General features: G+C 58.7%; 21 protein-coding genes. 14 read left to right on the top strand and 7 right to left on the bottom strand.

The annotated features are described in order from the left end of the window. Positions 1-27: 27 nt before the first annotated feature. The gene (locus P406_RS24065) at positions 28-771 is read right to left on the bottom strand and encodes a GntR family transcriptional regulator (RefSeq protein WP_046237571.1); all 744 of its coding nucleotides are present in this window, start codon (positions 769-771) and stop codon (positions 28-30) included. Between the two features lie 117 nt (positions 772-888). Between P406_RS24065 and P406_RS24060 the strand changes: the two genes are divergently transcribed. Beyond that, the gene (locus tag P406_RS24060; RefSeq protein ID WP_046237570.1) at positions 889-2,244 is read left to right on the top strand and encodes a class-II fumarase/aspartase family protein; all 1,356 of its coding nucleotides are present in this window, start codon (positions 889-891) and stop codon (positions 2,242-2,244) included. A gap of 75 nt (positions 2,245-2,319) precedes the next feature. Then, a complete protein-coding gene (dctA, locus tag P406_RS24055) occupies positions 2,320-3,621 on the top strand; it encodes a C4-dicarboxylate transporter DctA (RefSeq protein WP_046237569.1) in 1,302 nt (433 codons plus the stop codon). Between the two features lie 71 nt (positions 3,622-3,692). Here the strand turns inward: dctA and P406_RS24050 are convergent, their stop codons facing one another. The 4 genes from P406_RS24050 to P406_RS24035 all read right to left on the bottom strand — a co-directional run bounded on the left by P406_RS24050 (position 3,693) and on the right by P406_RS24035 (position 7,322). Further along, complete coding sequence (locus tag P406_RS24050) at positions 3,693-5,006, bottom strand: sensor histidine kinase (protein ID WP_046237568.1); 1,314 nt, start codon at positions 5,004-5,006, stop codon at positions 3,693-3,695. Beyond that, the gene (locus tag P406_RS24045; protein WP_046237567.1) at positions 5,003-5,704 is read right to left on the bottom strand and encodes a response regulator transcription factor; all 702 of its coding nucleotides are present in this window, start codon (positions 5,702-5,704) and stop codon (positions 5,003-5,005) included. Before P406_RS24045 ends, P406_RS24050 begins: the two co-directional genes overlap by 4 nt. A gap of 51 nt (positions 5,705-5,755) precedes the next feature. Continuing rightward, a complete protein-coding gene (locus tag P406_RS24040) occupies positions 5,756-6,535 on the bottom strand; it encodes a MipA/OmpV family protein (protein ID WP_046237566.1) in 780 nt (259 codons plus the stop codon). A 145-nt stretch (positions 6,536-6,680) separates the two neighbouring features. Beyond that, complete coding sequence (locus P406_RS24035; protein ID WP_046237565.1) at positions 6,681-7,322, bottom strand: TetR/AcrR family transcriptional regulator; 642 nt, start codon at positions 7,320-7,322, stop codon at positions 6,681-6,683. 91 nt (positions 7,323-7,413) lie between these two features. Here P406_RS24035 and P406_RS24030 point away from each other — a divergent pair, with 91 nt between their 5' ends. From P406_RS24030 to P406_RS24015, 4 genes are all read left to right on the top strand, one after another. Then, positions 7,414-8,148 (top strand): nitroreductase family protein, encoded by a 735-nt coding sequence (locus P406_RS24030; protein WP_211145843.1) that lies wholly within the window; start codon positions 7,414-7,416, stop codon positions 8,146-8,148. Between the two features lie 168 nt (positions 8,149-8,316). After that, the gene (locus P406_RS24025; RefSeq protein WP_082100940.1) at positions 8,317-9,741 is read left to right on the top strand and encodes an efflux transporter outer membrane subunit; all 1,425 of its coding nucleotides are present in this window, start codon (positions 8,317-8,319) and stop codon (positions 9,739-9,741) included. An 82-nt stretch (positions 9,742-9,823) separates the two neighbouring features. Next, the gene (locus P406_RS24020) at positions 9,824-10,834 is read left to right on the top strand and encodes an efflux RND transporter periplasmic adaptor subunit (RefSeq protein ID WP_244467804.1); all 1,011 of its coding nucleotides are present in this window, start codon (positions 9,824-9,826) and stop codon (positions 10,832-10,834) included. Continuing rightward, entirely contained in the window at positions 10,831-13,911 is a 3,081-nt protein-coding gene (locus P406_RS24015; RefSeq protein WP_046237563.1) for an efflux RND transporter permease subunit, read from the top strand. The genes P406_RS24020 and P406_RS24015 overlap by 4 nt, the downstream gene beginning before the upstream one ends. Here the strand turns inward: P406_RS24015 and P406_RS24010 are convergent. Beyond that, the gene (locus P406_RS24010; RefSeq protein ID WP_046237562.1) at positions 13,908-15,221 is read right to left on the bottom strand and encodes an APC family permease; all 1,314 of its coding nucleotides are present in this window, start codon (positions 15,219-15,221) and stop codon (positions 13,908-13,910) included. The genes P406_RS24015 and P406_RS24010 overlap by 4 nt on opposite strands. 327 nt (positions 15,222-15,548) lie before the next feature. Here P406_RS24010 and P406_RS24005 point away from each other — a divergent pair, with 327 nt between their 5' ends. Continuing rightward, a complete protein-coding gene (locus tag P406_RS24005; protein WP_046237600.1) occupies positions 15,549-15,791 on the top strand; it encodes a hypothetical protein in 243 nt (80 codons plus the stop codon). 71 nt (positions 15,792-15,862) lie between these two features. On the opposite strand, the gene P406_RS24000 is transcribed toward P406_RS24005, so the two are convergent. Next, positions 15,863-19,333 (bottom strand): hypothetical protein, encoded by a 3,471-nt coding sequence (locus P406_RS24000; RefSeq protein WP_046237561.1) that lies wholly within the window; start codon positions 19,331-19,333, stop codon positions 15,863-15,865. A 15-nt stretch (positions 19,334-19,348) separates the two neighbouring features. Here P406_RS24000 and P406_RS30425 point away from each other — a divergent pair, with 15 nt between their 5' ends. The 7 genes from P406_RS30425 (at position 19,349) to P406_RS23975 (ending at position 25,342) form a co-directional block, all read left to right on the top strand. Beyond that, positions 19,349-19,495 carry a formate dehydrogenase N subunit beta transmembrane domain-containing protein gene (locus tag P406_RS30425; protein WP_162234395.1) on the top strand — a complete coding sequence of 49 codons (147 nt, stop codon included), beginning with the start codon at positions 19,349-19,351 and terminating at the stop codon, positions 19,493-19,495. Positions 19,496-19,965: 470 nt separating this feature from the next. Continuing rightward, positions 19,966-20,127, top strand: coding sequence for a hypothetical protein (locus P406_RS29515; protein WP_003369172.1), 162 nt, complete (start codon positions 19,966-19,968; stop codon positions 20,125-20,127). Positions 20,128-20,258: 131 nt separating this feature from the next. Continuing rightward, positions 20,259-21,194 carry a SctD/MshK family protein gene (locus P406_RS23995; RefSeq protein ID WP_046237560.1) on the top strand — a complete coding sequence of 312 codons (936 nt, stop codon included), beginning with the start codon at positions 20,259-20,261 and terminating at the stop codon, positions 21,192-21,194. Then, complete coding sequence (locus P406_RS23990; protein ID WP_046237559.1) at positions 21,191-21,550, top strand: hypothetical protein; 360 nt, start codon at positions 21,191-21,193, stop codon at positions 21,548-21,550. Before P406_RS23995 ends, P406_RS23990 begins: the two co-directional genes overlap by 4 nt. Then, positions 21,547-21,885, top strand: coding sequence for a type III secretion apparatus assembly chaperone SctY (sctY, locus tag P406_RS23985; protein WP_003416326.1), 339 nt, complete (start codon positions 21,547-21,549; stop codon positions 21,883-21,885). The genes P406_RS23990 and sctY overlap by 4 nt, the downstream gene beginning before the upstream one ends. Continuing rightward, positions 21,882-24,029 carry a type III secretion system export apparatus subunit SctV gene (gene sctV / locus P406_RS23980; protein WP_024693169.1) on the top strand — a complete coding sequence of 716 codons (2,148 nt, stop codon included), beginning with the start codon at positions 21,882-21,884 and terminating at the stop codon, positions 24,027-24,029. Before sctY ends, sctV begins: the two co-directional genes overlap by 4 nt. After that, positions 24,026-25,342, top strand: a complete 1,317-nt coding sequence (locus P406_RS23975; protein ID WP_003416330.1) for a type II and III secretion system protein family protein — start codon at positions 24,026-24,028, stop codon at positions 25,340-25,342. The genes sctV and P406_RS23975 overlap by 4 nt, the downstream gene beginning before the upstream one ends. Positions 25,343-25,350 lie beyond the last annotated feature (8 nt).

Here is a 25,350-nt window from a genome sequence, read left to right as displayed (position 1 = left end):
TGGCTTGCATGAACCAGCGCCGTCACTTCACACCGGATTCAATCCCTTCTCGCGCTTCATCTGCGTGACCAATGTAAAGCGGTCTTCGGGGTGGACTGTCTCTGACACGACCATCACGACGCCCGCGTCGTCACGGTACTGACGCAGAATTTTCAGCCCCGGCGAACCTGCCTCCGCATTCAGGCTTCTGGCGATTTCAGCCGTCAACAGCACAGCACGCACTTGCTGGTCGATCACTTCGATATGGCGGCCAAAATGCTGCTCGATCAGCGCAGCGATCAGTTCGCCGGGTTGCTCGCGCGCCAGTTCGATGACTTCGCTGTAGATATCCTGAGCGTAAACGTCGGTCCAGCACAACGGCGCGAGCACGTTCTCGCAGTCGACCCTGATGCTCGACACGCAAAAGTAATGCTCCCCTGGCGTCAGCCCCAGCCGACGCGCCTGGGCAATGTCCGCGACGAAATGGCGGACGTTCTGGATGCTGCGCACCTGGGTTTCCGCCAGATGCGCCAGGTCTGCAACGGTCGCCAGTGACTGTGAATAGCCGCCTCTGGGCGATGCCGATTCGACCCGCGTACCGACCCGCTTGCGCCGTGACACCAGGCCCTGAGTCTGCAGTTGTGTGATTGCCGCGCGCACGGTATGGCGGCTGACTGCGTAAAGCTCGCACAGCTCGAACTCGGTCGGCAGCAGTGAGCCGACCGGGTAGCGGCCACTGGCAATCGCCTCGATCAGGTCTCTGGCAACCACTGCGTAACGTGTTTCGTTCATGCCTTCTGTCAGCTCTGTGGCTTTAGCGAGTTGACAGTGTATCAGTGCGAGCGTAACAATTATGTACGGACATATTAAATATGTACGATAAATAACAACATAATCAGGACCTCGCTCATGTCCAGCACCGTTTTTGACTCCGCCCTGTTTCGCGACATGTTCGGCACCGCCGAAATGCGTGCCGTGTTCTCCGACAAATCGCTCATCGAACGTTACATCGAAGTAGAAGTGGCACTGGCCCGCGCCGAAGCCCGTTGCGGAGTGATTCCTGCCGCTGCCGCCGAACAGATCGCTGCGCTGGCCACTTACGAGTCACTTGATCTGGCACTGATGCAGCATGAAACCGAGATTGTCGGTTACCCCATCCTGCCGCTCGTAGAGCAGCTGTCCAAAACCTGCGGCGATGCTGGCCGTTACGTGCATTGGGGCGCGACCACCCAGGACATCATGGACACCGCTGTGGTGTTGCAGGTGCGTGCTGCGCTGGCCATCGTCGAGCGTGATATTCAGGCCGTACGTGGCCTGCTTGCTGACCTGGCATTGCGTTATCGCACTACGCCGATGGCGGGGCGCACCCACCTGCAACACGCGCTGCCGATTACCTTCGGGTACAAATGTGCGGTGTGGCTGAGCATGTTCGACCGCCACGCAGAGCGTCTGGTGGAATTGCGCCCGCGTGTTGAAATCGGCCAGTTTGCCGGAGCGGCCGGTACGCTGGCGTCATTGGGCGACAAGGGGCTGGACGTGCAGCAAGCGCTGATGGACGAGCTGCAACTGGGCGTGCCGCAGGCCACCTGGCATGTCGCGCGTGACGGCCTTGCGGAAACACTCAACTTCCTGGGCCTGGTCACCGGCTCGCTCGGCAAGATTGCACTGGACGTCATGATGATGATGACCAGCGAGCTGGGTGAGGTGTACGAACCCTTCGTCAAGGGACGGGGCGCCAGCAGCACCATGCCGCAGAAACGCAACCCCATTTCCTGTGAACTGATGTACGCCGCCGCCAAGGGCGTACGCCAGCACGCCGGGCTGATGCTCGATGCCATGATTCAGGATTTCGAGCGCTCTACAGGCCCGTGGCAAGCCGAGTGGATCGCCATTCCAGAAGCCTTCGCCCTCAGCGCAGCGTCTCTGGGGCAGGCGACATTCATGCTGGCCGGGCTTGAGGTGCGCACCGAACGGATGCGTCAGAACCTGGACATGACTCAGGGCCTGATCGTCGCCGAAGCCGTGATGATGGGCCTCGCGCCAGCGCTCGGCCGTCAGGTCGCCCACGACGTTGTGTATGCCGCCTGCCGCATGGCCAACGACCAGCGCATCAGTCTGCTGGATGCGCTGTTGGCGCAAGGCGAGGCCACGGCGCAACTGGATATCGAAGAACTCAAGCGTCTGACCGACCCGGCCAACTACCTGGGCCTTGCGCCGCAAATGGTGGACATCGCCCTGGCTCGTCCGGGGGCCGTGAAGCGTTGAGTTATCTCGCTCCGGGCACAGCCCGGGGCGATCAGTCCTGCAGCCGCTCTTAATAACAACAACGAGATCGCAGACATGTCTTCATCCAGCAAAAAACCGTTCTACAGGGACCTGACGTTTCAGGTCGTTGCCGCCATGCTGTTGGGCATCGCCTTTGGCTTTATCGCCCCCGAGCTGGCCGCCAAGTTCAAGATCCTTGGCGACATCTTTCTCAAACTGATCAAGACCGCCGTTGCGCCGCTGGTGTTTTTCACCGTTGTGCACGGCATTGCCTCGGCGGGCGATATCAAGCGTGTCGGCAAGGTCGGGCTGCGCGCATTGATCTACTTCGAAGTGGTGTCGACCATCGCTCTGGCCATCGGCCTGCTGTGGGGCAATCTGCTGCAGATCGGTTCGGGCATGCATGACGCCCATCCGAGCAGCGCAACGGCTGCCGCATCGGCCGCGGCGGTTGCCAAGGGGCATGCACCGGCGTCGACCATGGACTTCATCTACGGCATCTTCCCCGACAATTTCGTCGGCGCATTTGCCGGTGGTCAACTGTTACAAGTGCTGGTGATTTCCGTACTCTTCGGCTTTGCCCTGCTGGCACTCAAGGAAGAGCGTCGGGCCGTGATCGAAGAAGGTCTGAGCCGGATTTCCGAATGTTTCTTCGAGTTCATCAACCTGATCATGAAGTTCGCGCCGCTGGGCGCGTTCGGTTCGGTGGCCTATGCAGTGGGCAGCAACGGCACCGCGGTGCTCATGTCGCTGGCCAATCTGGTGTTGATGTTTTATCTGTGCATCGCGTTTTTCATCTTCGTCGTACTGGGCATCGTCTGTCGTATTTCCGGTTTCAGCCTGTGGCGATTCCTCAAGTACATCAAGGACGAAGTCTTCATTGTGCTGGGCACTGCTTCCTCGGAAAGCGCCTTGCCGCGCCTGTTGCAGAAACTGGAGAAATTCGGCTGCTCAAAACAGAGCGTCGGCCTGGTGTTGCCTACCGGTTATGCATTCAACCTGGACGGTACGTCGATCTACATGTCGTTGTGCGTGCTGTTTATCGCCAATGCCTATGGCGTACCGCTGAGCTGGGAGCAGCAGTTGGGCATCATCGCTATCATGCTGGTGACTTCCAAAGGCGCGGCGGCGGTATCGGGCGGCAGTTTCGTGGTGTTTGCCGCCACCGTGACAGCCATTGGCGTGCTGCCCGTCGAGGGCCTGGCGTTGCTGTTCGGCGTCTACCGGTTCATGTCCATGGCCATTGCGACCTGCAACACCATTGGTAACAGTGTGGCGACGGTGGTGGTGTCCAAATGGTCCGGCGAGTTTGCCGAGCAGACTGCTCGTAGTGAATATCACCGGGTGCTGGGGCGTAAACTGGAGGCTGCGCTTTGATGATATCTGCCAGGGAATTCACTGAACACGCGTGCGCTGGATGACAGCGCGGTAGCCTGGACGTCGAGGGCTCACGCTTGTTGCGCTGTCTGAGTCCTGAAATCCAGCTCCGCTCGGGTGCCTAGCGTCGGCATCGACTCGAGGGTCAGCGTCCACTGAAAGCGTTCGCAGATCCGCCGCACCAGAAAAAGCCCCAGGCCTTTCCCGGTGCCCGCTCTGGTCGAGTTTCTCAGCAATGACAGGTAGTGGAGGGACGCCTGCACAGTGTCGAAGCCTTCGCCCGAGTCGGTCACGCTCAATACACCGTCCTTGAGGCGCACGGTGATTGTTCCGTCATAGGTGTTTTCGGCAGCGTTACGCAACAGGTTGCCGATGGCAATGCGTAACATCGCATCCGGCACCCGCAGGCAAAGCGTCTGGTGGATGTGCACCGAAAACTGCACAGGTTTGCCGTCCAGAAGGTGTTGGTGATCCTTGATCAGGCCGGGCAACAGGCGGTCCAGTTCGACGGGGTCGTCCGGCGTTGAGGACATGGGCTCGCGTGACAAATACAGTAGCGCGACCATGATCTCGGTCAGGTTGTCCACGGTTGCCCGCATGCGTTGAATCGGTGGCGCTGCACACGCGGGTAGCGCTTGCCTGGCCAGCACATCCAGCGCACCGCTGATCACTGCGATAGGTGTGCGAAACTCGTGGCTGGCCTGATCCAGAAGCGCACGTTCCCGGGCCATGAATTGCTCGACCCGTTCCAGATGTGCGTTGATGCCGCAGGCGATGTCCTTGAGTTCTTCCTGGTCGTATTGCACTGGCAGACGTTGCGAGAGGCTTTCCGGATCGAGTTGCTTCATGCCTAGCGCAAGCGCCTGAACCGGGCGGTGCAGGCGCACGTATAGCCAGGCGATCACGGCAATGATCAGTATCAGGTTCATGATCAGAAAAATGCCACCGATCAGCGCGATGAGGTTCTGCTCCTGCTCCAGATCGCTGATGTCGATTGCTGCTACCAGACGTTCATTGCCCAGCGACGTCACCAGCACGGCATAGTCGGGATCGGTGAAACTCGAAGCCCTTCGATCCATATCGCCCTCGTTGTAGAAGCCTGGGGCGAGTGAAGTCAGTAAGGGCGGCATGCCGGGCGCGGGCGTGTCGCCCGACAGTCTCCAGACCTGAATCCTGCCGGCTTTCTGTGGCACTGGCTGCAGCGGGTTTTCGAGAGCATTGTTTGTCGCGGTTTCAAGCAGCTCTTTCCAGATCGGGTGATCGACGAGTTCCTGGCTCATGAATGCCTGAGTGGTCAGGCCGATGGTCATCAACAGCCCGAAGCCGAGCAGAATTGCACTGATCAGGCGATGCAGACTGCTCCGACGACCGGGAAGATTGATCATGGGCACACGCACAGGCGAAAACCGACGCCCTGAACCGTGTGGAGTAGCTTTTGTTCGTTGACTCGGTCGCCATCGATGGTCCTTCTGAGCAAATACATGTGCGAGCGCAGCAGGTCGCCGTCGGGCACGCTGTCACCCCAGATGAGCGACTCCAACTGCGCGCGGGTCACGACGTTTGGAGAGTTGCGCATCAGCACTTCCAGCAGGGTTCGTCTTATCGGCGAGAAGGGTAACTGCACGCCGCCACGCATGATGGTTTGTGTACTCAGGTCGAAGCACAGATCGGCGACTTCCAGCACCTGCCGTACATCCGAGCGCTTGTGGCTGCGTGCGGCCAGCACCCGCAGACGAATTTCCAGTTCAGGCAGGGCCAGTGGTTTGACGATGTAATCGTCCGCGCCCGATTCAAAGCCTTGCAGCTTGTCGTCCAGTTGATCCTTGGCGGTCAGCAACATCACCGGCACCGGATTGCGCAGTTCAGTGCGCAGATGACGCAGGAGACTGATGCCGTCCATACGCGGCATCATCCAGTCCAGCACAATGACGTCGTAGTGGTTTTCGGTAATCAGGCGCATCGCGGACTTGCCGTCGGGTGCGGCATCCAGAGTGTGTCCGCATGCTTCCAGGTAGTCGAACATATTGGCGGCCAGCGCCAGGTTGTCTTCGACGATTAATACACTCAGTGATCGTTCGATCATGATGGGCTCACAGTGAGTCAACTCCAGGCGCTGCACAGACAGTGTTTGGCATCAGAACTTTCTCGAAATACCGATGAACATCGAGGTAGAGCTATCGGTATCGTGCTCTACCAGCGGGCTGTCGCTCAGTTCATCCGGCAGGGCGCTGTAGCGCAGGTTACCCGAGACTTCCCACTGTTTGCCCAAGGGCTGGGAAAAGCCCAGACCGACATAGGAAACCGTGGCGCTGCCAGGACGGTATCGGGCAATCCCGCGTTGCTCTTCTTCTTTCAGCGTGCCGTAATAGTAATCCACCAGGTTGCCGGACATATGGCTAACACCGATGTTGGGTTTGAAGCGGGTGTTGCCCCAACTGAAGGGGTACGCGTATTCGAGGTTCACCGAGTAGCCGTCGCTCGCACCGCTGATGTCGTTTCTGGCGACCGCCTCAAGCTGCCCTGCAGTGCCACGCAGTTTGGCTACCAGCCCTGCGTCGATACCATTGTCGCGGTCTTCCAGCAGATCGCGGTTAATGCCGTTTCTGGCCAGTTCGCGGCGACCAAAGTCGTCACGATCAATGCCGTCCATCTGCAAGGCGAGAATGGCATCCAGAGAGAACGACCCGGTGTTGATCAGGTGGTAACCCGCAGTTATGCCTTTCACGTAAAAGCGCTCGCCTTCATAGTTGATCAACGGGATCGGATTGACCTGTGTACCGACGCCTGCATAAGGGCTTTCGCTGATTGCAGCGCCCAGACCCAGGCTGAAATCTCCCGGTTCGGCATGGGCGAGCTGCAACGACAGGGCAGGCAAGGCAACAACGGTCAGCGCGGGAAGGAAAAGCGGTTTCATGACGGTGGCTCTCTGAGTGATCTTTCTGACGTGCATCAGTGTGCGATGGCGTTTGTCGTTTGCATGTCGCTGTCAGTGATCTGGTCAGGCGCTTAAAAAAGCTGGCTATGCGTCGAAAGCTGGTATTTGTCCCTGCCAGCATCTATCAGTTGGCGCGTTTCAATCCGTCGCAATCAGGCCTGAAAAGATAGTTTTCAAGCAAAGTCACTACCTCTTGAACGAATCCTGGTTGTGCGAGGAGCTTCGGCCGATCAGCGGTGACGGTGTGGATAATTGCGTGTGCAGCGATGCCCATCAGATAGATCGAGAGATCCGGATCAGGAACGTTCTTCATAAAAGGCCTTAGCACCTGAGCAAACTGGAGCTGTAGAGAATCCTTATCGTCCTCCAGCTGCCGGATCGTACGTGGCAATTCCTCATGAATGGCCTTGTGCAGAGCCGGCGCAACACGATGCTCAGCGACAATCATCTCGATGATCATGGTTAGCGCCTCTCGAAGCGACGGCTGATCAGGCAGAACCTGTAACGCGTTGAGCAGATCTGTGCGCGTGTCGGCGGCGTGCCGTCTTTGTAATTCAGCAATGACTGCTTCTTTGTTCGGGAAAAACTGGTACAGCGAGCCGATGTTCACGCCTGCGCGTTCAGCAACCGCGTTGGTCGTCAGTCCCTCCCAGCCTACTTTGGTCAAAATGTAAGTCGCAGCTTGAATAATCGCGTCAACTGTCGCGCGAGAACGCGCCTGAGCCGGGATTTTCCTGGGCTTGACGGGTGTTCGGCTTTTACTCACGGGCAGCTCCAGAACATGAGTTTTTAAAATCTAAGCTTTAACTTACGATTTGAATTGTGAAAACACAACGTTAATCACGAATCGAGAACTCATGACCATGAACACACAAGAGAATTTACTTCCCTGGGATGGCTTTCAGGCAGCCAATCGCTTTCGCCGGGCTATACGCAAATTCAACTCGAACCCCATTGTCCCTGGTGACATTCAGTTGCTGCTTGCAGAAGCAGCCTATGCCCCCTCCAGCGGGAACATGCAGCCTTATCAACTGCACTGGGTTCGCGACCCTGGGCTCAAAGCGGATTTGGCGGTCGCTTGTAACGGCCAGAAAGCTGCGGCATCAGCGGCCGAGCTCATCGTGATCGTGGCGAGCCCTGCGCTGGGGTTGCGCACAGCCAACGTGCAACTTGCCCACGTGGAAGGTTCGTCTGCGTTGGGAGCAGATTCAAAGGCCTATTACCGCAAGCAGATAGGTATGTTTAAGAAGATTCTCGGAATGGGATCTTCTGTTTTATGGTCGCCGATCGTTGCGCTTGCAGCGCTGATCCGACCGACTCTCTCGTTACTCCCCATCGGCCATATTGGCGGTCGGCAATGGGCGGCACGCAATGCCATCTTTGCAGCTCAAACCATCATGCTTGGCGCAGCCGCGAAGGGCATCGATACGTGCCCGATGGAAGGGTTTTCAGGCGCGAAAGTTGCCAAACTTCTCAAGCTGCCACGTGGTGCCGTCATACCGCTGGTTATCGCTCTTGGCTATCGAGCAGACGATGCGAGAATCGAAGAGCGCTGGCGCAATTCGATTTCAGACATCGTCGTTACCCACTGAAGTAAAGCCTGACTCACGCGCGTGGCATGCATCACAAATGCCGTTTGCGACTTAACGTGCTTCTATCTTTGGTTATACAAGATGACACTGAACACTCTATGCCGCGCGAGCCTTCGAAGGCTTGATTCGCGCGGGCACCGGTGGCGCTCGCCACTGACGGTGCTGGTGATGATCGCAGAAATACTCAATTCATCCGGCTGCGCGTTGCAGCCAGCGTATGTCAAACCGCCCCTGTCCACGCCAGCAGCATGGTCGACGGAGACTGATCTGGTAAAAGGTCAGCAAACATTACAAAAAACGTTTTGGTGGCGTCGTTTGAACGACGCTGCCATCAACACCTTGACCGACGCTGCGTTTGCTGACAATCCCACATTGCTGCAAGCGTTGACTCGTGTCGAGGAAGCCAGAGCTGCTGTAAAAGTAAACTCTGCCGCTACGCTGCCATCAGTAGATCTTGATGCGAGCATGACGCGAGCCAAAAGTCGTAACACCTCTGCGACGAGTACAAGTACGACCATGCTGAGCACCTCTGCCTCGGCCGGACCTTCGTTGAGCTGGGAGGTCGATCTTTTCGGGCGAGTTAGCGAATCGGTAGCAGCCGCTCAAAATCACCTTGATGCCCGAACAGCGGATGCTGCCTCGTCACGCCTTACCCTCGCGGCCGATGTGGCGAATGGCGTGCTTTATCTGCGTGCATGCGAGAACTCACGTCGTGTCTGGATCAACGACATCTCATCCCGCGAAAAGACACTGGCGCTCACCCGACTGCGCCTTGACAGCGGTTTCGCATCGTCCGTTGACGAGGCACGAATACAGTCGGGCATTGCTACATCCCGCACTAACCTGGCGACTCAAACGGATCAATGCTCGCGCCAGGTGAATGGTCTTGTAACGTTGAGCGGGGAAGGGCCTGACAGTGTCCGACGCTTGGTTGGTATCTCTTCGCCGGCGAGTGATGCAGAGCCCATGTCGCTACTTGAGGCACCCAAGGCCACGCCTGAAATCCCCGCGACGGTTCTGGCGTCACACCCCAACATTATTTCGGACGAGAGGGAAGTGGCTGCTGCGTGGGCAGATATTGCAGTGGCCCGCGCGGATCGCATGCCGCGTATCAGTCTTATTGCGGTGCTGACCGGACAATGGATTCGCGCAGGGGGCTCAAGCCTGGATTTCAACACGTGGTCCATCGGACCCAGTCTGACGGGCCCGCTCTTCGACGGCGGGGCGGGTGCTGCAAACGTGGAAAGTGCCCAGGCTCGCTATCGACGTGCCACTGCCAGTTTGCAGGGGACACTGCGCACTACTGTAGAAGACGTTGAAAACGCACTCGCTGCTCAGGCGTCGGCAGCCGCTCGGGTTCAATCAACTCGTGAAGGTGGCATTGCCGCCCGTACCACATTTCAGGTTTGCGACTCTCAGTGGAAGGCTGGCGCAGTCAGCCTGTTCGAACTGGAAGACAGCCGCCGACAGTTTGCCTTGGCCCAGGACGCTGAAATTTCCGCCCGTCGTGATCAAGGACTCGCCTGGATTGCACTAGTCAAAGCCACTGGTGCGGCCATCGCCTTGCCCTCAGAGACTATTTCTCATGAATAAGTTACTTGTTTTGTCTGAGCTGTTCGGGCGCAAATCTTTGAGATTGATCGTTTCCGGCGCGGTTCTGATTGCAGGAGGCCTATTGTTTCTTGCCCTACCGATCACAGCAACTCCGGTGGACGCCCAGCCGGTTGCGGCCCTGACCGTGACAGTCACTGCGGCAACTGTTCTCCATTGGCCGTCGGTCATCGAAGCGAGCGGTTCAGTAGCTCCTTGGGAGGAAGCGGTTATAGGCTCTCAGGTTTCCAACCTGCGACTCAATGACATGCGCGTCAATGTGGGGGATTACGTGAAACGTGGCCAACTGCTCGCGACCTTTGATGCCGATTTGTTGAGTGCTGACGAATCTCGCCTCAAGGCCAACTGGCGCGAGGCGGAGTCCAATCGCAACCGCGCAGTGCAACTCAAAGGCACGGGCAGCATGAGTGATCAGGAAGTGCTCCAGTATGAAACCCAGGCGGAGGTCGACAAGGCATTGCTCACCGGTACCCAGTTGCAACTGCGTTACGCCCGGGTAATTGCTCCGGATGACGGTGTAATCAGTGCGCGTACCGCTACGGTCGGGGCGGTTTACGGCAATGGCCAGGAGTTGTTCCGACTGATTCGTCAAAGCCGACTGGAGTGGCGGGGCGAACTGAACGCGGCTCAATTGACCAGCATCAAGGCTGGCCAGCACATCACCCTTGACCTGCCTGATGGCAGCGCCGCCACCGCTACGGTCCGCGAGTTGGCACCGAGTCTGGATAATCAGACCCGCCTTGGCCTGGCTTATGCCGATATCGAGCCAGGCAGCACGGCACGCGCCGGGATGTACGCCAAAGGATTGATCGGGCTGTCCGAAAGCCCAGCGGTCGTCGTGCCTGCTGCCAGCGTGGTGATTCGTGATGGACGCAGCTACGTCGCCAGGTTACTCGACCAGAATCGGATCAAGATGCAGGCAGTAGCGGTAGGTCGTCGGCAGGCTAGCGAGGTGGAGATCGTTTCCGGGATCGGCGAAACAGACAAAGTCGTTGTACAGGGGGCTGGCTTCCTGAATGACGGCGATCTGGTGCGCATTGCTGCTGTGCCTGCTGAAGTGAAGGTGCAGCCATGAACTTCGCTACCTGGTCGATTCGAAACCCCATTCCGTCCGTCCTGCTTTTCATCCTGCTTTCCCTGGCGGGTATTCTGGGGTTTCGGGCCTTACCCATAGCCAACATGCCAGATATCGATTTACCCACGGTCGTCATTTCGCTGACTCAACCGGGCGCAGCGCCTGCGCAACTGGAAACGGAGGTGGCGCGCAAGGTAGAGAACTCGCTGGCCACACTGTCCGGTATAAAGCACATCAGCACGTCTATCGTTGATGGGCTGGTCACCATCAATGTCGAATTCATTCTTGAAAAGAAACTTTCTGATGCCTTGATCGAAGCCAAAGATGCGGTTGATCGTGTTCGTTCCGACCTACCCAGCGATTTGGAACAACCTTCAATTAGCGCAGTTCGAGTTGGCAGCGACGAGGCGACTCTGCTTTATGCAGTAGCGTCTTCACGGCTGGACGAAGAAGCCCTTTCCTGGTTCGTGGATGACTCCCTCAACAAGACAATTCTGGGTGTGCCTGGCATCGGTAAGTTCGAGCGGGTGGGCGGCGTACAGCGCCAGGTAGTTGTAGAGGTTGATCCCGCAAGGCTCGCCGCACAAGGAGCAACGGCTGCCGAAGTTTCACGGGCATTGAAAAACGTCGAACAGGAATCCTCCGGCGGCCGAGGACAAATGGGCGGGACCGAACAAGCCGTTCGCACTATTGCCACTGTGCGCCAGGCGTGGGAACTGAACAGCCTTCCAGTGGTGCTAGGCAATGGCCAACGCGTCAACCTGGATCAGTTGGCGGTGGTGAAGGACACCATTGCCGATCGCACCCAGATCGCCACCCTGGATGGTAAGCCTGTGGTGGGGTTCAGACTGTTCCGGGCCAAAGATGTCGATGAAACCCGTGTCGCGGCAGACGTCACCGATGCGCTGGATAAACTCCATAGTGCTGACCCAAGCCTGAATTTCACCAAAGTTTCCGGCACTGTCGACTACACGCACGAACAGTACGAAGGTTCCATGCACATGCTTTACGAAGGTGCCTTGCTGGCCGTTCTCGTGGTGTGGTGGTTCCTGCGTGATTGGCGAGCCACATTGATTTCGGCGTCTGCCTTGCCCTTGTCAGTCCTGCCGACTTTCCTGGTTATGAACTGGCTCGGTTACTCCCTCAACACGCTGACACTGCTCGCCCTGGCGGTCATCGTCGGCATCCTGGTGGATGATGCCATTGTCGAGATTGAGAACATCGAACGGCACAGTCGCATGGGTAAACCCATTAAGCAGGCTGCCGGTGATGCCGTAACCGAAATTGCCTTGGCCGTCATGGCTACCACCATGACCCTGGTAGTAGTGTTCCTGCCTACTGCAATGATGAGTGGCGTGCCCGGCTTGTTCTTCAAGCAGTTTGGCTGGACAGCGGTTGTGGCCGTGCTGTCTTCATTGCTGGTAGCGCGAATACTGACGCCAATGATGGCCGCCTATCTACTCAAACCCCATACAGATCACACTGAGGCAGAGGATGGCGCGCTAATGAGGCGCTACCTGAACTGCGTACGCTGGTGCCTTGACCATCGCGTTCTCACAATGATTGGTACAGGACTTGTCTTCGTCGCCTCGGTGGCCATGGTCCCGCTACTTGAGACGGGTCTCATCCCGGCCTCCGACAAAGGCTACAGCAACATCAATGTTGAGCTTCCTCCGGGCAGCAGTCTGGACGCTACGAGAGCCACCGTTGAAGCAGTCAGCCATGCCTTAAAGCATATTGACGGGATCGAGCATGTGTTCAGCACGGCGGGTGTTGCGCAACCTGCCGGGCACGGACAGACCCAGGCTGCTGAGCTACGTCGGGCGACCATGACATTGGTGCTTTCTGCTCGTGGGACGCGTGCGAGCCAGACCGATATCGAGAACCAGATACGCGCAGTTCTGCAAGATGTTCCCGGAGCGAGATTCTCTCTCGGGACGGGCGGCCTGGGCGAAAAAATGTCACTGATTCTGGCCAGTGACGACACAGTGGCACTCAGAGCTGCGGCCCAGGCACTGGAACGGGAGTTAAGGAACATTTCTGGTTTGGCTAATATCACTTCGACCGCCAGTCTGGAGCGCCCGGAAATCGTAGTTCGCCCGGATGCCAGACACGCGGCCGAGCGTGGTGTGACGACTGCTTCGATTGGCGAGACAGTTCGTATCGCCACCAACGGTGACTTCGATGCCCAGATGGCCAAACTCAATCTTGATAATCGACAGATCGCCATTCAGGTCCGCATCCCGGACGCCGCCCGCCAAGACTTGCAAACGATCTCCAATCTTCGGGTTCGTGGGCGTGATGGTCTGATTCCTGTTTCCAGCGTCGCGAACCTGACGGTGGAAAGCGGCCCTACCCAGATTGACCGTTACGACCGGCGTCGATATGCCAATGTCAGTGCGGACCTTGGGCACATGCCTCTGGGACAGGCACTTGCGGCCGCCAAGGCGCTACCAGCCATTCAGTCGATGCCTTCCAGCGTCAAGCTGATAGAAACGGGTGATGCTGAAATTATGGCGGAGCTCATGGAAGGTTTCGGCATGGCAATCGTCATTGGGCTGGTCTGCGTGTACGTTGTCCTGGTTTTGTTGTTCAGCGACTTCTTCCAGCCACTTACCATTTTGTTCGCCATCCCGCTGTCGGTAGGCGGCGCCTTTGTAGCGCTGCTCGTCACGCACGGCATGCTGAGTTTGCCATCTATGATTGGTTTGGTCATGTTGATGGGCATCGTTACCAAGAACTCCATTCTGCTCGTCGAGTATTCGGTAATGGGCATTCGCAAGCAGGGCCTGCCGGTGTTCGACGCCTTGCTCAACGCCTGTCACAAACGAGTGCGTCCGATTGTCATGACAACACTGGCCATGATCGCAGGGATGATGCCCATTGCGCTGGGCCTCGGGGCAGATGCGAGCTTCCGGCAGCCCATGGCGATCGCGGTGATCGGTGGGTTAATCACCTCTACAGCACTGAGCTTGCTGGTGGTACCAGCGGCGTTCGCCTGCGTGGATGATCTGGAGCGTAAAATACATGGCTGGTTTCGACGTCCGATCCGATCACCCTCAGAGGCAGCCGTTTAGCGCGGGTGTGAAACCAGCGCTGAACTGCCTAATCGGGTCAGTCCATAAAGCGCGGCTCCGACAGCGAGCATCATGCCGGCACGCAACCAGGTTTCAGGACCTTGCTGGGTCAGCAAAAGCAGGCAGGAAAGGATCGCCAATACCGGAATCACCCAGTGAACCTGAAAATGGCCGGCTTCGACCTTGTCGCGCTTGAGCACCAGAACCGCGATATTGACGCTGAGAAACACGAACAGCAACAACAACACCACGGTTTCGGCGAGCGTGGTCAGGGTGCTGGTAAAGGACAATGCGATAGCAACCACTGTGGTTGCGAAAATGGCCACGCCGGGTGTGCGCCGTTGAGGCAGAACCGAGCCCATCACAGCGGGCAACAGCCCTTCACGAGCCATCCCGAAGGTCAGTCTGCTGGCCATGATCATGGTCAGCAGTGCGCCATTGGCAACCGCAATCAGCGCGATCACCGCGAACCATGGGGCAGGTATCCCCAGCCCCGACGCGCTGACCACGTCCATCAACGGGGCCTGTGAAGCCTTCAACTGTTCGACGGGCAGCACCATGGCCGCGCCCACGCCGACCAGCATGTAAACCACGCCTGCAATGAGCAGTGCACCGAACAGCGCCCGTGGATAAACCCTGCGCACATCCTTGATCTCTTCGGCCAGGTTGGCAGACGTCTCGAAGCCCACAAATGAATAAAATGCCAGCAACGATGCGGCAAGAATCGCGGTGGCCGGTGAGTTGGTGTCCAGTTCGAATACACGTTGCGGCACACCATTGCCCTGACTGACGAACCAGACTGCGGCCGCAATCACCATCGCCAGCCCGCTCAACTCAATCAGGGTCATTACCAGATTGGCCGACAACGACTCCTTGATGCCACGCGCATTCAACAGCGCGACAATCACCAGAAAACCCACACATACCCACTGTGCGGGCCAGCTTACCAACGCCTGGAAGTAGTCGCCGGCAAACGCGACTGCCAGCCCGGCCGCACTGGTGACGCCTGCCGCCACCATGGAAAAGCCGACCAGAAACGACAGCAGCGGTTTGCCGAAGGCTTTTTCGGCGTACACCGCGGCACCACCCGCACGCGGGTATTTGGTCACCAGTTCGGCGTAGGACGCTGCGGTCAGCAAGGCAAAGCACAGGGCAATCAGCAAGGGCGCCCAGATGGCTCCGCCGACGCGACCGGCGATCGTACCTGCCAATGCGTAGACGCCAGCACCCAGCACGTCGCCAAGAATGAACAGGGTCAGCATGGGGGCGGTGATCGCACGGCGCAGTGATGAGGTGTCGGGAGTGGCCATGGTGGAAAATTCCTTTTCATTGACGCTACAGAAGGCTAGAGGCCAAAGAGGGTAAGCGCTGGTCTGTTCATTCGCTCGTTCGAGCCTGGACCGCCAGCGACGACGCTGCTTTCTACACTGCGCAAGCAAGCTTCATTCAGGATATTGCAGCGACAGCAGTCGTTACAGGCATGAAAAAGTGATCCTGATAACGGCGGTAAATTCAAAACGATGGACATCGAGCCTGACCGGCGGCGGTTTCAGTTCCACAGCGCGCAATAAAGTGGAGTATTGGGTTTGCAGGCTGTCTCAACCTTGCCCTTGAGCCGATCGACAGAGGATACGAAGGTGGGACATGACAGCCAGCAACAATTCGGTTTGGTCTGGAAGACGCTGCAAACGTTAAGGGAAGAGGTGCGTAACCTGCAGCTCAGTGAACTGGAGCGCGTTGAGCGTTTACGGGGTCAGCAGACGGTAGACACCCGCGAAGCAATCCAGCAATCGTTCGTCGGGCTTGAACAGGCAATCGACGATATCGAGGCTACGCTGGCGACCATTGGCGAGGCGACCGGAGAGATCGGCAAACTTTGATCGTCCCGCAGAGCGGCGGACTCCAGAGCCACTTGGTATGGCGGCTCTGGAGTCGTTTGCGCAGAGGAGACTCAGATTTTCGGGCCAGTCCAGCGGGGTGCGTTTCTCAAGTCTTCACGCTGTTGTTGATCCGGTGATTCATGCGTCTCGCCGTATTCCACATGCAGCTCGTCATCCAGACGATTGCTCGATGAACCGTCCTTTTGTGGCGTCTCGTCGAAATGCTCCCATTCGGCACTCTGGAAACGAAACAGGCTATCGTCTTCCGGCGCTTCGCGCTCCCTGTAGTGATGGATCGAATAGTGTGCGTATTCGACCTTGTCACCCCAGTCAGCCTGCAACAGGCCGTCAGCTGCCAGGTCGCGATACCAGTCATTTTCCTTTTCGGAGGCTTTCTGCTTTTTGTTGTGGTCCACGAAGTAGCCGATGACTCCGCCTACCACCGCAACCACCACCCCGACCAGAAAGAACGGTCCGGCCAGTGCCGTGGCCGCAGCGCCCCCTGCACCCACCAGTGCGGCGGTGCCCAGCACGCCGGCTGAAGCGCCGAACGCGCCGCCCGCAATTTGCAGACCGCCTGCGGCCTGAGCCAGTTTGTCACCGGATTTGACACCGTCCCTGATGGTAAACGCTCCCAGCACGATGTCGGCAAAACCGCCGGCCAGATCCGTCGCCGGACCGAGAACCTTGACCACCGAACCGGCAATCTTGCTGGCCATCCCCGGCTTCAATTTGGTCTCGCTGTCCAGTCGTTGAGAAATGCCTTGCATCGCGGTGCGTTCGCTTTCAGCGCTACCGGTCAGGTCACCGATAACGGCCATTCGGGTGTCATCAGGGATGTCCAGTGCGTTGCGGATCTCGTCGAGCCGTGCCGCAGAAAGACCGCTGGGGCTGACTTCAACCTTCGGCGGCTTCATGTCCTGCTTGCCCCAGATTTCCGGCACGGTCTTGTCCAGCCCGAGTAAATCAACCAGGCCGCCTTTGCCCATCAGGTCACCCACCTTGTCGGCCAGGCGCACAAAATGGCTGGCGCCACCGGCAAAGCTGAGGAAGTCCTTGGCGATGGCCAGGCGCTGGAGCGGTGTCTCACCGAGCTTGCCGCCGTTACCGACCATTTGATAAATGGCCGAGAACAACGACACGCCAGCCGCGACGGAGCCCATGACACCCTTGCTGTTCAGCGTGTTGAAAATCTCGCCCAGCTTGCCGCGATCGGCGACTGGAATGTAAGGCTTGGACAGGGCAGTTTTTATATCGGCCTCACTGACTTTGCCGTTTTTCTGATAAGCATCGCCCACTTCCTTCAGCGCCTTGGCGATATCAGCAGGTTTGGCGTTGCCCACGACGCCTTCCTCGATGAACTTCTCGAACGTCGGCTGCAGGAAGCGCGGCATGTCCACCAGAAAGCCCTTGAGTTCTGCCTTGAGCAGGCCGAACAGGTCCTTGGTGGCGAGGGCATTGTTTTCGTCACTGATCTTCGACGGGTCTGCCACCAGGTCATTGAGGTCGCTGGTCAATCCGTCGGCCTGGATGGACTGCGCGGCCTTGCTGGCGGCTTCGGGATCGACCAGTGCCAGTGAGGACAACGTGTCGCTCAGGTCCTTTTGCGCTTCCTGGCCGAGCCCCTGTTTCTGCAAGTCCTTGAGGTAAAGTACGTAGTCGGGGCTCGCCGTGAGGTCCAGCAGTTTTTGCTTGATCTCGTCCTTGTTGGGCACCTTGTTCACGGCATCGGTCAGCTTGCTCTGGTAATCCTGCTGCACCGTAGGGTCGGAGAACAGCGTAGTCAGCTGCTCCTGCAGCTTGCCACCGTCAATGATGTCGTGCATATCCGCCGAGCTCAGCTGAGTCTGCTTGCTGTCGAACTCTCGCCAGGTGCCGCCGAACGCACCTTGTGCCTCCTCGTACCCGGTCAGGCCGCGACCGTTGTCGTAGGCGGCCTGCGCTTCGATGGCCCGGACCAGTTTGGCGCGCGGATCGTCCTTGGGGATATCACCGTTTTTTACGCCTTCGCGGTATTGGTCGAGCAGTTCCTTGGTCGCCAGCTCGCCCACATTCAGTTCTTCGGATTTTTCGTCATCCTTGTCAGCCTTCACACCGGTATTCTGACCCATGAGGTCAACTTCGGACGCACCGGGCAGGTTATGCCGACTGCGGGTTTCACTGATATTGCCGGTGCCCAGCTCATTCCATTTCTGCACCACGTCGTCATACAGCTGGGGGCTGGCGTCCTTGGAGACGATGAACTTGCCGTCGTCGTTCTCGAAGCGGATCAGCCCCGAACCCAGCTCGTCTGGCGAACCGATGGTGATGTCCTGATTTTTCAGAAAGTCGTTGGGGCCTGCCAACGTGTAGCCTTCTTCGCGGCTGCTGTTGATCTTGTCCCAAGCGTCCTTGAGCGAGGTGACCTTGTCGAACAGATCGGGGGTCAGTGCCTGGGTCACGACAATCACTTCGCCGCTCTGATTCTTGTAGCTGATCTGGCTGCCTTCCTGGCCGGGTATCCAGTTGAACTCGGTGATGTCGTTAAGGCTCGGTAAAGGCGTGTTGCCGTCGGCGAGGAGTTGTCCTTCATTGACCGCCTTTTCCAGCGCTGCGCTTTTTTCGGGGTCTGAAACGACGCTTTGCAGCCCTGTCAAAAACTTGAACAGGCCGGGATTGTCATCACGGGCGACCACCACTTTTTCGCCGTTGTGTTCATAGCGAATGGTGCCAGGGCCGGCCTCGTTCAGCGGGCCGACGGTGGTGCCGAACACGGGCGGCCAGACTTCGTTGTCACCCGCGCGGCGATAACCTTCCGACTCGCTTTTGCTCAGGCCGGTCAGCGAGTTGTAGGCATCTTTGGCGGCAGCGTACAGCTCGGGGTTGTCGCGCCCTGACACCACAATCTTGTTGCCATCCCGGTCAACGAAGCGCATCACACCCGGTCCGACCTCGTCGACCGGACCGACTTCTGCGAAATCGCCCAGTTTGGCGGGGATTTTTTCATCCGCGTCAGCCGCCCGATAGCCATCCTGCTGGCTGCTGTTTATGCCGGAAAGCGACTTGAAATCCGACGCGACCTGCTTGAACAATTCCGGGTTGTCCTGTTGCGATACCATGATCTTGCTGCCGTCGGCGGCCTCATAGCGAATCAGGCCCGGCCCCATTTCGTCCGGTGCGCCGATGCGCAGGTAGCCACCGAGGTTCGGTGGCGCCTCGGCATCTGCCGCAGCCGGCTTGTAGCCCTGCGTCACGCTGGTCTTGAAGCCGGCAAGCCTGGGTTGATCCGCTACCACTTGCTGGTAAAGCGCCGGGCTGGTGGACCGGTAGACCAGAACGTGATCACCTTTTTCGGTCACATAGCGAACCGTATCGGCTGCGACAGTGCCCGGCTTTTCTATGGATGCATAATCGCCCAGCGCAGGCGCTTTTTCGGTCGCGCTGGCAGGACGATAGGTGCTGCTGCGGTTGCTCGATTGCAGCACCTGATTGAAGCGGATGTTTGCGTTCCCCCCCGGAGCAGAGCTGGGGGAGGGTGTCGGGCTGACTGTTGACGTCGACATGGCGGGTAACTCCTGTTGTGGGCAGTCAATGCGATTGGCCGTTGGAGGGGGGTACTTCGACCGATCGCTAAAATCGCCATGTGTTGCGCAGCAGCCTCGATATTCAGGCAATACGCGGTGGCGACGATGCAGTTTCAAACATCTTGCACAGGGCGTGGTTAAAACGAGTTCACACTTCTATAGTTTGAACGGGTTCTCGTTTTACGAATGTCCGGTCAGTGAGCTTAATGAGCAGACACTAACACTTGGCGGGCGATAAGGAAGATCAATGCCTGCGTTTTCACAACGTTTCACACGCTTGTCGAGTATCAAATCGTATGCCTGTAGGGCACGTAGTACGGCGCCTTCGGTTCGGCGGACACATAAAAACTTTGTCTTGCCAGAAATAATGCAGTAATAAATATCATTTTGATATCATTGTTGGTTAATTGTTTTAACGGGTTGTGAAAACCAATTTCACAACTTTTCACAGCATCCGTTAATCCTCCTTGCGTAGTATCGATCTGGCGGAACAGTGAACACGCTGCTCGTTGGGATCATCAAGTAACAGTCCCGGACTCACTGTTCAGTGATGGCATATTGCTCTGCCTCTTGGCAGTTGAAACTTCCCCCTCTAAGCAAGGAGAAACAACATGAGTGAGACTGCACCGGTAAGCTCCGGCAATTCGGACGCGGCAATCGAAAAGATGTCCGCTACCTTTGACATGGCTATCGAGAAGTCGGCCAAGATCACTGAAATCTCCACTGCCAAAAAGGCAGAGTTGGACGCTACCAAGCAACGTCCTCAGAACTGATGTCGTGGTGTGGGCGGCGGCGCTGCCGCCCACACTCGCTTCTTGCATGATTTGCACAACGTCTTTCGATCGACAGCTTTACCCGGCTCTGACGTGCCGTTTCCGGTAAATCACACGGTGGTGACTCGATCATGACAGCCCTGATTTCATTGAGCGCAACGCCAGATGCTGCCGAGCAGGATAATGGCGTGGCATCGCTCGAAATTCTCCACGGCTTGCACCAGGGCGTTGCCCTGACGCTCGACAAGCCGGTCTATACAATCGGCAGTGGCGCTATGGCCGATCTGGTGCTGGGCGATGCCGATATCGCTGCTCAGCATGCGCGCCTGCGCTTTTCCGATGATCTCGTTGCCATTGAGGCGCTGGGCGGTGATGTGACCGCACTGGATGCGCTTGGCAAGCGTCTGCTTATCCCCGAGGGGCATGGGCAGCGACTCGGGTTGCCCGTCGAGCTGACGCTCGGCCAAAGCCGCTTGCGTCTGCGCAGCACCCGACCTGCAAAAGCCTCATCCGCCGCACCCCGTACACTGCATGCATTCAAGTTGCCGATGCTGGGTGCGCTGTTGCTGCTGGTGACATGCGCTACTGCATTTGCGTTTCGCGCGCCGCCAGAGGCTGCGGCGCATCGTGGCGCCGTCGGTGTGGCCGCAGTGCCTGTCGACGTCTCCATGCCAACGCTGTCCGAAGCCCGGAACTGGCTGGATCAGGCACTGCGCGACGCCAGGCTTGGTCAATTGCGTGTCCACGAGCAGGACGGTCAGTTGAGTGTGGCAGGCAGTTATCCCGCTGATCTTAAAAGCAGCTGGCTAAGGGTTCAGCGCGACTTCGACAGCCGTTTTGGCCAGCGCATCGTCCTGACCCCCAACGTTCAGGTGAGCGCAGCGGTTGCGACGCCACGTGTGCGCCTGCAAGCCGTCTGGTTCGGACGCAACCCATATGTCATCGACGAGCATGGCAAGCGCGTCTATCCCGGCGCGATGCTGGCGGACGACTGGACGCTGGAAAGTATCGAAGGTGATCAGGTGCGTCTGGTGCGTGGTCAGGAACGGTTTGCCTTCACATTATGAAAGTCGACCTGCGGCCCATTACCCCGACTTCTCCGGCGTCCTTGCCAGCTGTCGAGCGTGTCGCGCCGACGCAGCCAAGACAGGGCACGCGATTCGAAGCGCTGCTGGATCAACGCGAGCGCAAGGTCCGTCGCTCACTGCGTGGCGAGCTTGAACAGACCGAGCAGGCCGCTGGTGTCGGCGCGCCGTTGTTTGGCCCGGCGCGCTCGTTGCAGGTATTGCGCTACGTGCTTGATGAAGTGCTGCCGGCGCTGGATGCAGAACCGGAAATCCGCGAGTTGGCTGAAGAGGTGATTCGAGAGGAAATCGAATTGCGTCTCTTGCTTGAACAGCAGCGTGCCGAGGTGCAGCCATGAGTGCAGCCCAGGATCGCGAATGTGTCGAGCTGTTAACCGGGCTCGGTAATCTGTACCGCCGCAGTGGTCAGCCTCAGCGGGCGCTGGTGATGCTGCTGATCGCCATCCAGCTGGCGCCGACTGACACCGCGCTGTTGCACAGCCTGGTTCTGGCGTTCACTGACAGCGGAGATGCTGACAGGGCGCTCGCTGCACTGGACCGTCTGGTCGAGCAGCAGGGCGAGAGTGCGTCGCTGATTCTGTTGCGTAGCCGGGCGCTGTGGAAAGCCGGTCGCAGGGACGAAGCGCGTCAGTGTTTCAGACGTTATCTGGATGCCCGGAGGGCCGCGCAATGACCCTCATGAACCGCCTCAACCGGCTGGCCGAGATTGCCTCGAAACGCACCGATGTGATCATCGTCGCGTTCATGCTCATGGCCATCGCAATGATGATCATACCGCTGCCCACTTACCTGGTGGACGCGCTGATTGCTCTGAACATTGCGCTCAGCCTGCTGATTCTGATCGTCGCGTTTTACATCAATCATTCGGTGGAATTTTCGGCACTGCCACCGCTGATCCTGCTCAGTACCCTGTTTCGTCTTTCGCTGTCGATCACCACGACGCGTCTGATCCTGCTGGATGGCAATGCCGGTCATATCGTCAAGGCGTTCGGCGACTTTGTGATCGCAGGCCAGGTCGTGGTCGGGCTGGTGGTGTTTCTGATCATCACCGTGGCGCAATTCGTAGTCATCACCAAAGGTGCCGAGCGGGTCGCCGAGGTCGCTGCACGGTTTACCCTTGACGCGATGCCGGGCAAGCAGATGAGCATCGACAACGATCTGCGCAACGGTGACATCGATCAGGCCGAGGCCAGACGCCGTCGTTCGCGCCTGGAGCGGGAAAGCCAGATGTTCGGGGCCATGGACGGTGCCATGAAGTTCGTCAAGGGCGATGCCATTGCCGGGCTGGTGATCCTGTTCGTCAATCTGCTGGGCGGCATGATGATCGGTATGGTTCAGCGTGGCATGCCGTTCGCCGAGGCGGCGCATACCTATTCGCTGCTGACCGTCGGCGATGGTCTGATCGCGCAGATTCCGGCGTTGTTGATTTCAGTGGCTGCGGGCACCGTGGTGACACGGGTCAACAGCGATGGCGAAGAACGCGACCTGGGCACCGAGATCGTCAGGCAACTGGGGGCCAGCCATCGGGCGCTGGGGCTTACCGCACTGATTCTGTTTGGCGTCGGGCTGCTGCCCGGCTTCCCCATGCCGGTATTCGTCGTGCTGGCGGCTCTGCTTGGCAGCAGCGCATTTTTCCTCTGGCGGCGTCAGCATCGGGCCAGCCTGCCCACTACAGAGGTCGAGCAACCTGAACAAGCGTCGGCGACTGAACCCGAGCCAGTCGCCGCGCTGGAGGAAGCCGAGCGTCCCCGCGACACTCAGGTACTGTTGAGCATCGGCGCAGGGTTGGCCGAGGTAGCGCCCCTGCAGCCGCTACGCCAGCGCATCGAAGCCATGTGTCACGACATTCGCACGGATCTGGGGGTCGAGGTGCCGGTGCCGGACGTCTACCTGGACCGCTCGATGGCGGCAGATCGCTTTCAGGTCGAACTGGAAGGCGTACCCGTCTGCGAAGGTGAATTCAGTGCCACATCGCTGCTGCTGCAGGATGATCCGCTGCATGCACAACTTATCTCCGTGGAGCCCTTCGAAGCCCCTTCGCCGATCAGTTCGCGTCCCGGTCGTTGGGTAGCGCGCGAGCATGCCGATCAGTTGCAGGAGGCAGGCATCGGCTTTCTGTTCGCCGATGAAATCCTGCGCGCCACGCTGGAACGCACCTTGCGTCGCTATGCTGCAGATTTCCTGGGGATTCAGGAAACTCGCGTGATGCTGGAGCAGCTTGAAGGCAAGTACGCAGAACTGGTCAAGGAAGCGTTACGCATCCTGCCGCTGCAACGTATTGCCGAAGTATTGCGGCTGCTGGTTGCCGAGGGTGTGTCGATACGCAACCGCCGTGGATTGCTGGAGGCGATGGTGGAGTGGGGCGGTCGCGAAGCCGACGCCGGGCGTCTGACTGAACATCTGCGCGCAGCGCTGGCGCGTCAGGTCAGCCACCAGTATGCCGATCGCAACCGGGTGATCAGCGCATTTGTGCTAGCCCCTGCCCTCGAAGAAAAATTGCGTACCGCGTTGGGCCGCCAGGACAGAAATCGTGACGCGCTGCCCGATGACATCGGACGGACCGTACTTGGACAGTTGCGGCGCCTGTGCGATGTGCTGCCCGAAGATGAGTCGACGGTATTGCTGGTACACCCCGAGCTGCGTCGCGGCCTGCGCCGCATCATCCTGCGTGGCGAGCTGCAGTTGCCTGTGCTGTCGTATCGCGAGCTGGCCAGCGAATACAACCTTCAAGCGGTCGGCACTGTCAGCCTGACTGATATCACTGCGCGCCCGGCCCCCAAGGCTGACGCGGCCACCTCTCTGGCGACTGCCTCATGATCTGTTCAGCTTCTGTAATTCGTCTGTTGTTTCTGGCGCTCAGTGCCTTGCTCATCGCTGGCGGTGCGAACGCCGAAACCATCGCCAAAGGCGCCAAGGGCACCGTTGACCTGGCGATTGGCGAAGGGCGGGTTCTGCATTTTTCGGCACCGGTGGACTCGGTCATGGTCGCAGAGCCAGGCATTGCCGATCTGCAAGTGGTATCGCCCGGTGTGATTTACGTGTTCGGCAAAACAGCCGGGCAGACCAGCCTGATCGCGCTGGACAGCGAGGGGCGGGAAACCGCGACCCTGAGCCTCGCCGTGAGCAGCGGCACGGCAGCGGTAAGCCGCCCGCTCAAGGCGTTGCACCCGCAGAGTCAGGCGCGCATCAATGCCAGCGGCAGCCGTGTGATCGCCAGCGGCGCCGTCCAGGATGTCGGTGAAGCGACCGACCTGAATGCCTTGCTGAGCACCGAGGGCCAGAACTTTCAGTCGACGGTCAACAGCGCCACTTACGCAGGCTCGGCACAGGTCAACATCCGTGTGCGCTTCGCTGAAGTTTCCCGCTCCGAACTGCTGCGCTATGGCGTGAACTGGAATGCGCTGTTCAATAACGGCACTTTTTCGTTTGGTCTGCTGACCGGTGGCAGTCTGGCTGCCGATGCCGCCAGCGGTGCGTCAAACGTGATCAGCGCCGGGCTCACCTCGGGTAACGTCAACATCGATGCGATGCTCGAGGCGTTGCAAAACAATGGCGTGCTCGAGGTGCTGGCAGAACCGAACATCACGGCGATGACCGGGCAGACGGCGAGCTTTCTGGCGGGTGGTGAAGTGGCCGTACCGGTGCCCGTCAACCGTGAAGTGGTCGGTATCGAATACAAGCCTTACGGCGTCTCGCTGTTGTTCAGCCCGACGCTGCTGCCCAACGGCCGTATTGCCCTGCAAGTGCGTCCTGAAGTCAGCAGCCTGATGAGCACCACCACGCTGGACGTCAATGGTTACCAGGTGCCTTCGTTCCGTGTGCGACGTGCCGACACCCGCGTGGAAGTCGGCAGCGGCCAGACCTTCGCCATTGCCGGGCTGTTCCAGCGCGAGAGCAGTCAGGACATGGACAAGGTACCGATGCTGGGCGACATGCCTATTCTCGGCAGTCTGTTTCGCTCCAAACGCTTTCAGCGCAACGAGACCGAACTGGTGATTCTGATCACCCCTTATCTGGTCGAACCGGTCAAGGAACGTGTGGCCGCCACCCCGTTGGACAAGCAGCGCGCCGCCACCACTGCAGCGTCCGGCCCTCGCAGTGGCGGCGCGTTCGGCTTTTACATGAACTGACAGGAACC

It is taken from the genome of Pseudomonas syringae pv. coryli str. NCPPB 4273 (assembly GCF_000972175.1).
Lineage (GTDB): Bacteria > Pseudomonadota > Gammaproteobacteria > Pseudomonadales > Pseudomonadaceae > Aquipseudomonas > Aquipseudomonas syringae.
The sequence above is the reverse complement of the archived record's forward strand: the minus strand, read 5'-3'. Positions and strand labels throughout refer to the sequence as shown.

Excerpts from the sequence above, each read along its gene's own strand:
- P406_RS24000 (WP_046237561.1), bottom strand. The coding sequence starts at position 19,333 with ATGTCGACGTCAACAGTCAGCCCGACACCCTCCCCCAGCTCTGCTCCG.
- P406_RS23975 (WP_003416330.1), top strand. The coding sequence starts at position 24,026 with ATGATCTGTTCAGCTTCTGTAATTCGTCTGTTGTTTCTGGCGCTCAGT.
- P406_RS24010 (WP_046237562.1), bottom strand. The coding sequence starts at position 15,221 with ATGGCCACTCCCGACACCTCATCACTGCGCCGTGCGATCACCGCCCCC.
- P406_RS24045 (WP_046237567.1), bottom strand. The coding sequence starts at position 5,704 with ATGATCGAACGATCACTGAGTGTATTAATCGTCGAAGACAACCTGGCG.
- P406_RS29515 (WP_003369172.1), top strand. The coding sequence starts at position 19,966 with ATGAGTGAGACTGCACCGGTAAGCTCCGGCAATTCGGACGCGGCAATC.
- P406_RS24040 (WP_046237566.1), bottom strand. The coding sequence starts at position 6,535 with ATGAAACCGCTTTTCCTTCCCGCGCTGACCGTTGTTGCCTTGCCTGCC.
- P406_RS24065 (WP_046237571.1), bottom strand. The coding sequence starts at position 771 with ATGAACGAAACACGTTACGCAGTGGTTGCCAGAGACCTGATCGAGGCG.
- P406_RS23995 (WP_046237560.1), top strand. The coding sequence starts at position 20,259 with ATGACAGCCCTGATTTCATTGAGCGCAACGCCAGATGCTGCCGAGCAG.
- dctA (WP_046237569.1), top strand. The coding sequence starts at position 2,320 with ATGTCTTCATCCAGCAAAAAACCGTTCTACAGGGACCTGACGTTTCAG.
- P406_RS24015 (WP_046237563.1), top strand. The coding sequence starts at position 10,831 with ATGAACTTCGCTACCTGGTCGATTCGAAACCCCATTCCGTCCGTCCTG.
- P406_RS24025 (WP_082100940.1), top strand. The coding sequence starts at position 8,317 with ATGATCGCAGAAATACTCAATTCATCCGGCTGCGCGTTGCAGCCAGCG.
- sctY (WP_003416326.1), top strand. The coding sequence starts at position 21,547 with ATGAGTGCAGCCCAGGATCGCGAATGTGTCGAGCTGTTAACCGGGCTC.
- P406_RS24050 (WP_046237568.1), bottom strand. The coding sequence starts at position 5,006 with ATGATCAATCTTCCCGGTCGTCGGAGCAGTCTGCATCGCCTGATCAGT.
- P406_RS23990 (WP_046237559.1), top strand. The coding sequence starts at position 21,191 with ATGAAAGTCGACCTGCGGCCCATTACCCCGACTTCTCCGGCGTCCTTG.
- P406_RS24060 (WP_046237570.1), top strand. The coding sequence starts at position 889 with ATGTCCAGCACCGTTTTTGACTCCGCCCTGTTTCGCGACATGTTCGGC.
- P406_RS24030 (WP_211145843.1), top strand. The coding sequence starts at position 7,414 with ATGACCATGAACACACAAGAGAATTTACTTCCCTGGGATGGCTTTCAG.
- sctV (WP_024693169.1), top strand. The coding sequence starts at position 21,882 with ATGACCCTCATGAACCGCCTCAACCGGCTGGCCGAGATTGCCTCGAAA.